Raw genomic sequence first — 6,898 nt, 5'->3', positions numbered from 1 at the left:
ATTATGATGCTGTTCTTAAAAATTTTCTCTATAAGAAATTTTCAAGGGTTTGTTGTCTATTGTTTAATTATCAAGGTGCTTTGTTGTTTTTGCTGTCGTTCTTTGTCGTCAGCAGTAACCTTTATATAATACCATGTTCGTTGCCGTCTGTCAAGAACTTTTTTATTTTTCTTTTTGCTCTTCAGAACTCATTTCTTTCTGTTTCTTCAAGCGACAGCTTTAATATATTACCATACTGCCCTACTTTTTGTCAACAACTATTTTCAACTAATTTTCAACTTAAAAATGTCAACATTAAAATCGACATTTTTTCATGTTTTTATCGTTTTGCCATTTTGCACAATACGCAGCCTGTTTTATTGTGTATTTTCACTTTTAGGCAGCGCAGTACTAAGGCTGCCACTGCTGCCAGCCTCTCACGCTCCCTGTATCCGTTGTTATGCAAGCTGCTTTACCTCTTCCTTGAATAATTCCCCCGCTGAATGGTAGCCATGTATTTTGCGTGGGTATCCGTTTATCCAGTTCTCTATACTCTCTACCTCTTCCTCTGTCCTGTCGTCAAAATTTGTGCCTTTCGGTATCTTCCGGCGTATCATCTTATTTGTTACCTCATTCGTGCCACGTTCCCAGCTACTATAAGGGTGGCAGTAATATACCTTTGTCCGCTTTTCTCCCTCGTTGATAATAGAACGCTGTAAGCCCTCTGCGTCTGCAAACTCGCTGCCGTTGTCTACCGTGATTGTCTTAAATACCCGCTTAAACATATCAGCGCCCCATTTTCTTTCTAATCTATCCAGTGCCGCTACTACTGCCTCGTCTGTATGGTCTGGCAGTTTAAATATAATCTCGTTTCTGGTTTTCCGCTCTGTCAGTACCAGCAACGTATTTTTCGACTTTCCCCGCTTACCTAAAACGCTGTCCATTTCCCAGTTGCCAAACTCTTCCCGTGTATCTATCTCTTTCGGGCGTTTGTCTATACTCTCTCCTGCTGTCGCCCTTTTCTGTTGCCTCTGTACTTTCTTATAATTTCTCTTCTTATTCTTCTTTACTGGCAAATTCTTATTAGACAGCTTAAGGAAAATGCCCTTATCAATATAGCTGTATAAGGTCGTTACGCATACTGTTACGGAAAAGTCCCCCTCTTTCCCCTGTGCTTTCAATTCTCCCAGTACCGCAGCTGGGCTGTAATCTTCATTTACTATTTTATCCTCTATATAATTAGCGTATGCAATATCGTTTCCTATTTTAAGCTGTGTACCCCTTGCCTTTAAATTTTCCTCTGCTTTCATTTGTGCCTTGTTTGGGCTATAACTTAATGTTTCTGTATAGTCGCTATTTCTGTGCATATATTCCCCTCTCTTAAGCTCATTGTATATAGTGCTGCGGTGTACGCCCAGCTGTTCTGCTATCTCTATCACGCTATGCCCTGCTTTTTTCAATGCCTCAATACTTATACGGTCTGTCCATGTCAGCTGTCGGCTGCCTTTCTTATTCGCCATTTCTGCTACCTCTCTTTCGTTCCTGTTCTTTCCCCATATACGACGAAAAGCCGCAAACTCTTTTACAAGTCTGCGGCTTATGCCTTTACCTATTTACAACACTTTTTACAAGCGGTGTATTTCTTCTTTGCTTGGCTTAGCGGTATGCTCTTTGGGTTTTTCATTCCCGAACAGTTAGGCTTACTATGGTATTTTTTGTTGCTACGGTCTACATATACTGTAGTTTCTCCCGTATGCTGGCTTACGCTGGGCGTTGCGTCCTCGATTACGTCAAGCTCTATATTGCACCCGAACGTCTGTACCCCCCCCCCAGAAATTTCCAGTATTTCTGCGGTGTAGCGGGCTTTCGGGTACTTTCTCGCTAAGTCCCCCGCCAGCTCTGCCGATAGATTGCCTATTACCTTATCGCCCCACTTTACGTATGCGGCAGGCTCTCCGTTGTATGTATACTTTTCTACTGTAATATCTTCACTGCCGGACATTCTGCTTAAAATATCCTGCCTGTTTTCTCCGTCCTCATTATTGAACGTCACGCCTACTACTTTCGTTCTGATTGTATCTAAAACTCTACCACCAGATGCAGCGGCAGGCGCAGGCGTTCTGTTTTCGCTCTCTTTTCCTGCGCTTTTCTTTTTCAGTCCAAAATAGGTGCATACTGCCGCAACCACAATGCAGCCCACCCCACCTGTTATATTTCCAGACGGCAGCGCTGTTAAACCGCTTACTGCAAATAATGCAGCCGCTGCCACTAAAATTACCTTTTTCTTTGTCATAGTAAGCCCTCGCTTTCGTATCTACTTCAATTCTAAAATTTCATCAGCAGAGGCGTTAAGCTCTCTGCATATTTTCGCAAACATTTCTATTGTCGGTGCGTGCGCCCCATTCTCCCACCTGCTTATATCTTTCTGGTGGACTTGCAGGCGTTCCGCAAGTTCTGACTGTGAAACGCCCGCCGCTTTTCGTGCTTTCCTTATGTTCTCGCCTAAGTTCATGCCTTACCTCTCTTTTTCTTTGCTCTCAAAACGAAAGCAATAAGCAGCTTTACCAGTCCTACTACTACTAAAAATACTCCTAATTTCAAAAGCATACTCTTTACTCGGCTGTGGGTTTGTGATATATTTTTTATAGGTGGCGGGCTTATCGCCCGCCTGTCGGTTAGGGCTTTCGCCCTAACCTATGTACTTACCGATTATGATAAGTATTATGCCTATGATTAAGTCTATCAATGCGTTGATTGTCAGGTCTCGCCATTCGATAGGCTTTTTCTTTTGTTTCTTTTTCTTACCCATTGTGCCGTTTCTCCTTTCCAGTGGCTTTGCCTCTTATTTGTTCTTATCTCCTTTCCATGATTTTATTATATACCAACTTTGGTATATTGTCAACGCTTTTATGCAGAAAATCCTATAAAATTGTAAAAAAAATAGAGGGCAGACAGCAAACCGCCCGCCCTCAAAAACTTAAGCTAATCTTGTGGCATAATCTAAGCTAATCCAACCTGCGCCACTCTTCAAGCGTCCCCAGCCAGCGCTTGCGCCCTGTCCGGCTTTCACTTCCACAATGGTAAATACTCCCTTTCCTGTTTTTTCTCCCGTCTTTGCATAGTTTGTGCCTGCTCCCGTTCTGATATTAAGGTCTAAAATATCCACCTGTACGCTAAACGGAACGCCTGCGCTTGCCTGCTGCCCCGCTGCGGTATATACCGCCTTGCCGTTATCATCATATACAGTATAGCCCGCCTTACAAGCACTCTTTGCATTTTCCAGCGACGTAAACGCCCCCAGCTGGCTTGCTGCGTCCGTCCAGCTCTTGCGCACTCTGTAATACTTTGTACCGTTTCCTGCTGCATACTTTTTATAGTATCCCTCGCCGTACTCTGCACGCTTTTTCTTTACTGTTTCGCTCTGGTCTGCTGGCTTTTCATATCCAGTAAGAACGGCATCAGATGCAGCACGCACGCTGCCCGCCTTTTTCAGTGCGTCCATTACTGCTGTGTATCCCTGCAATTCTTCCCATAAAAAGCCCAGCTGCATATTAAGGTCTGCAATGGATACGCCCGCCTGTTTTGCATGATTAAGCAGCGCCTGCTTTCTGCTCCAATACGTCCACTGCGCCAGCCCATAGCCTGCACTGTCCTTTACAAAATTGCCATAACTGCCATTATCCACCGCCGCTGTATATTCTGCGTCCGTCTTACCCAGCTTATTGTTATAGGTGTTCTGTAAGTTGTTCGGCATAAGCCCGCTTTCAGCATACAGATTCCCCATAATACCAGCCACGGCATAAGCATTTAAGCCCTTGCCTGTAAGAAAATTCCAGATTATTTTTTCATTGCCGCCCTGCGGTGTTTCTGCCTGTCCGCTGATTTTACGCTTAAACTCGTCCCATGTGTGGGCGCTGGTGTTATATACATACGGGTTAGGGCAAATCTTGCCCGTTACGTCGTAATGTCTGATTACATGAGATGCAGGCACGCCGTATTTATTCATAAGGTAACGGGTAAGCTCTGCCGCTGCCTCTACTGTTGCGTTCTCAAAATACCAGTCTTTATCTGTTGCGCCCATGCTCTTTGTGTTTTTCTTCCTTACGCACATTTCAATACCGATACTATTAGCGTTCCGGCACTCTGCGTGCTTATAGCTCGACGCTCCGCAATGCCACGCTATATTAGCGTCCTCTACGCACTGCCATACCTCGCCGTTAAATCCTACAAAGTAATGCGCCGACGCATTTCTATTGCCGCCGCCATAATAGCGGCAGTTATCCTCTGCGCCGCCCAGTGCGCCTACGTAATGGATAACAATATACTTAATTCTGGAAATGCTGCCCTTGTTGAAATTGTACCCGCTTATCATTCTGTTAATTTTCATGTTTCCCGCCTTTCCGCATACAAAATAAGCGCCTGCGGTGTCCCGCAAGCGCTCTTTGCTGCTATGTCCTTATTATCCTTATCTTTCCTGTGTCCTGTGTTCCTCTACGCTGCCTGTGGTGCTGCCCCCGTCCAGTTCGTCTGTGTCCGGCAGCTCGTCCGTATACTTTGCCAAAAACTCCCGTACCTTTTCCCATACCTTTTTTACGGGCAACCCACATAATGCCATATTCTTAAAAATACTCACTACCTCATAGGCAATGTAAAGCAATGCGAAAAATTCAGCCACGCCCACGGTGTTAAGCCCTAAATATGTACGTGCCTGCTCCGGTATAAATCCGATTAAGTTAATCTTAATCAGTACGTCGATTGCCAGCATGAATACCAGAGAAATAAGCATACCTACTTTTCTGATAGCCCCGTCAATTCCTGCGCAGCTGTTAAATTTCTTTTCTTTGATTGCACGCAGCACGCCAAAAACCGTGTCGCACACAATCGCCAATACTACCAGCTGGATAATTTTGTTATGTGCCGCCGCCTCAATAAATTCTGTAATAGTCATGTTCATAAATCCTGCCTTTCTCTTAATTGCAAATTTTCTGCCCGCTCTTTCAGCTCTGCGCCGTCGTAGCCCGCTGTCTGCTCCCAGCTTTCCAGAGTGGCTATTAAATCAGCAATAAGCCTGCTTTGCTTTTCTATGGTTTCCTGTTGTTCCTGTACCACCCTTAATAAATTGCTACTCATGTACTCGCTCCTGCATTTTGCCGCTTAAGTAGCCTTTTCTATGGCTGCCTCTGCCAGCGTTTCTATTTTCTTTCGTAGGTTATAGCTGTCGGCGTGTCCTGCGTGTCCCGTCCAGCTCTGTATACTCTTTTGTAACTGTTCTTTTGTGATTTTCCCGCTCTCGCACTTCTTGATAGTACGCTTTATACGCTTTATGCTGTCCTTTCGTACTTTCCTGTGCGTCGCCCTGTGTTTGTAGCCTACAAAGTCTATACCGTTCTTTGCTGCCAGTATGGTAGTTTTCGGGTTAAACTCTAACTTAAGCTCTTTCCGTAAGAATTGCTCTATCCGTGCAAGCCAGCTGCGCAGCTGTTCCTTGTCTGGGCTTAATATTACAAAGTCGTCCATATAGCGTATGTACGCCTCTACGCCCAGCTCATGCTTAATAAACTGGTCTAATGCGTCCAGATAGATATTTGCAAATAACTGACTGGTAAGGTTTCCCACTGGTATCCCTACGCCGTCCGGCATATTGCCGTTGTGGTCTATTATCCTGTCCAGCAATGCCAGTACCCCAGCGTCTTTTATAACCTTACGTATTTCAGTCTTTAATACCGCATGGTCTATGCTCTGGAAATAGTGGTGTATATCTGCCTTGATAGCATAAAGTGGCTGGTCTGGGTGGTATTTGTTCCACTCATACAGCCACTCTTTTAGCGTATCAGATGCAGCGTGCATACCTTTACCTTTCCGGCAGGCGTAAGACTGCGATATAAACCGCTTATCAAATATAGGCTCTAACACGTTGTTTATGGCGTGCTGTACCACCCTGTCATAGAACGGCAGTGCCATTATCTGCCGCTCTTTCGGTTCGTACACCTTAAAGTAATGGTATTCGCTCGGCTCATAGGCAAGGTTTAGAATATCTTCCCTCACCTTGTCTAAATTTTCCTCTTTATCTTTCGTAAAAATCAGTACGTCTTTTCTGTGGCGCTTACACTTTCTGGCTTTGTTATATGCTTTCTGTACGTTTCCGTAGTCGCCCATAGCCTCTAAAAGCGTAATGTGCCGCCCGTCCTTATCGGTAATGTATCCTACTCTCTTCAAGTATTAAGCTCCTGCCTTTCGCCGTAGCTACTAACCAGCAGCCGTATTTTTTCTCTTTGCCTCACGGCGGGACAGCCGCTCTGACTATAGGATATTAAACACTCGGTCTTATCCCTTTCTAAGTCCTTGCCAGTATTCCGTAGAACTCTGTGCCTGTAATGTTCTCACTAAGTCACACGCCCCACGAGCGCCAATGTTCGTATTGACATTCCACGGGTAATTGTTGCAATTCACGGCACGAGCGCCGCAATTCGCCCCATTGTCCCAGTTGCCGCCCGCTATCAGCGCCGCCAGAGGCTGTAAGTAAGCAGCTGCCCCATATCCTGCTATTTTCTGGTCTTTACCTCTTCTATCATTTCGCCCAGCATAACGCCTATTTCTTTCAGCTTGCGGCAGCTCTCGCCGTAGTGCCGTGCGTTCATGGCGCTATATTCCAAATCATGCGCCAGCCGCAGCAATTCTTTACTTTCCTGCAATGCCGTATCTACCGTGTATAAGTGGCTTTTCGTCGCCGTCTTATCCCACTTTATAACCTCTTGCAGCATTTCAAGAATTGCGTTTCTGGTCGCCGTCTGTAAACTGAATTTTTCAAACTTTGGATACTTTGCAAGTAAAGGATAGATATATAGCAGAAAATCGTATATTTTCTGGTGTATAATATCTGTTTTTGTCTGTATGTCCATGCCTTACCCCCGTTTATCCG

8 protein-coding genes are annotated in these 6,898 nt (G+C 44.9%); all 8 read right to left on the bottom strand.

From position 1 onward, the window contains the following. Positions 1–437 precede the first annotated feature (437 nt). The 8 genes from GKG43_RS17805 to avd all read right to left on the bottom strand — a co-directional run bounded on the left by GKG43_RS17805 (position 438) and on the right by avd (position 6,878). Positions 438–1,499 (bottom strand): IS30 family transposase, encoded by a 1,062-nt coding sequence (locus tag GKG43_RS17805; RefSeq protein ID WP_129879532.1) that lies wholly within the window; start codon positions 1,497–1,499, stop codon positions 438–440. A gap of 89 nt (positions 1,500–1,588) precedes the next feature. Then, on the bottom strand, positions 1,589–2,272 hold the full coding sequence (locus GKG43_RS17800) for a hypothetical protein (RefSeq protein ID WP_243125872.1): 684 nt from the start codon (positions 2,270–2,272) through the stop codon (positions 1,589–1,591). 21 nt (positions 2,273–2,293) lie between these two features. Further along, entirely contained in the window at positions 2,294–2,491 is a 198-nt protein-coding gene (locus GKG43_RS17795; RefSeq protein WP_003023288.1) for a helix-turn-helix transcriptional regulator, read from the bottom strand. Between the two features lie 465 nt (positions 2,492–2,956). Further along, positions 2,957–4,366, bottom strand: coding sequence for a phage tail tip lysozyme (locus tag GKG43_RS17790; RefSeq protein ID WP_129879530.1), 1,410 nt, complete (start codon positions 4,364–4,366; stop codon positions 2,957–2,959). A 78-nt stretch (positions 4,367–4,444) separates the two neighbouring features. Next, positions 4,445–4,927 carry a phage holin family protein gene (locus GKG43_RS17785; RefSeq protein ID WP_347562101.1) on the bottom strand — a complete coding sequence of 161 codons (483 nt, stop codon included), beginning with the start codon at positions 4,925–4,927 and terminating at the stop codon, positions 4,445–4,447. 2 nt (positions 4,928–4,929) lie between these two features. Beyond that, positions 4,930–5,109, bottom strand: a complete 180-nt coding sequence (locus GKG43_RS17780) for a hypothetical protein (RefSeq protein ID WP_002591286.1) — start codon at positions 5,107–5,109, stop codon at positions 4,930–4,932. Between the two features lie 24 nt (positions 5,110–5,133). After that, positions 5,134–6,195: a reverse transcriptase/maturase family protein gene (locus tag GKG43_RS17775; protein WP_129879526.1), complete on the bottom strand. Its 1,062-nt coding sequence runs from the start codon at positions 6,193–6,195 to the stop codon at positions 5,134–5,136. Between the two features lie 326 nt (positions 6,196–6,521). Continuing rightward, entirely contained in the window at positions 6,522–6,878 is a 357-nt protein-coding gene (gene avd / locus GKG43_RS17770) for a diversity-generating retroelement protein Avd (protein WP_003023311.1), read from the bottom strand. Between the last annotated feature and the right edge of the window lie 20 nt (positions 6,879–6,898).

This window comes from Eubacterium sp. BIOML-A2 (assembly GCF_009680135.1).
In the GTDB taxonomy this organism is placed as follows: domain Bacteria; phylum Bacillota; class Clostridia; order Lachnospirales; family Lachnospiraceae; genus Faecalicatena; species Faecalicatena contortus_B.
The sequence above is the reverse complement of the archived record's forward strand: the minus strand, read 5'-3'. Positions and strand labels throughout refer to the sequence as shown.

Bases quoted from the DNA above. Each gene is read 5' to 3' on its own strand.
- GKG43_RS17805 (WP_129879532.1), bottom strand. From the start codon at position 1,499: ATGGCGAATAAGAAAGGCAGCCGACAGCTGACATGGACAGACCGTATA.
- GKG43_RS17800 (WP_243125872.1), bottom strand. From the start codon at position 2,272: ATGACAAAGAAAAAGGTAATTTTAGTGGCAGCGGCTGCATTATTTGCA.
- GKG43_RS17795 (WP_003023288.1), bottom strand. From the start codon at position 2,491: ATGAACTTAGGCGAGAACATAAGGAAAGCACGAAAAGCGGCGGGCGTT.
- GKG43_RS17790 (WP_129879530.1), bottom strand. From the start codon at position 4,366: ATGAAAATTAACAGAATGATAAGCGGGTACAATTTCAACAAGGGCAGC.
- GKG43_RS17785 (WP_347562101.1), bottom strand. From the start codon at position 4,927: ATGACTATTACAGAATTTATTGAGGCGGCGGCACATAACAAAATTATC.
- GKG43_RS17780 (WP_002591286.1), bottom strand. From the start codon at position 5,109: ATGAGTAGCAATTTATTAAGGGTGGTACAGGAACAACAGGAAACCATA.
- avd (WP_003023311.1), bottom strand. From the start codon at position 6,878: ATGGACATACAGACAAAAACAGATATTATACACCAGAAAATATACGAT.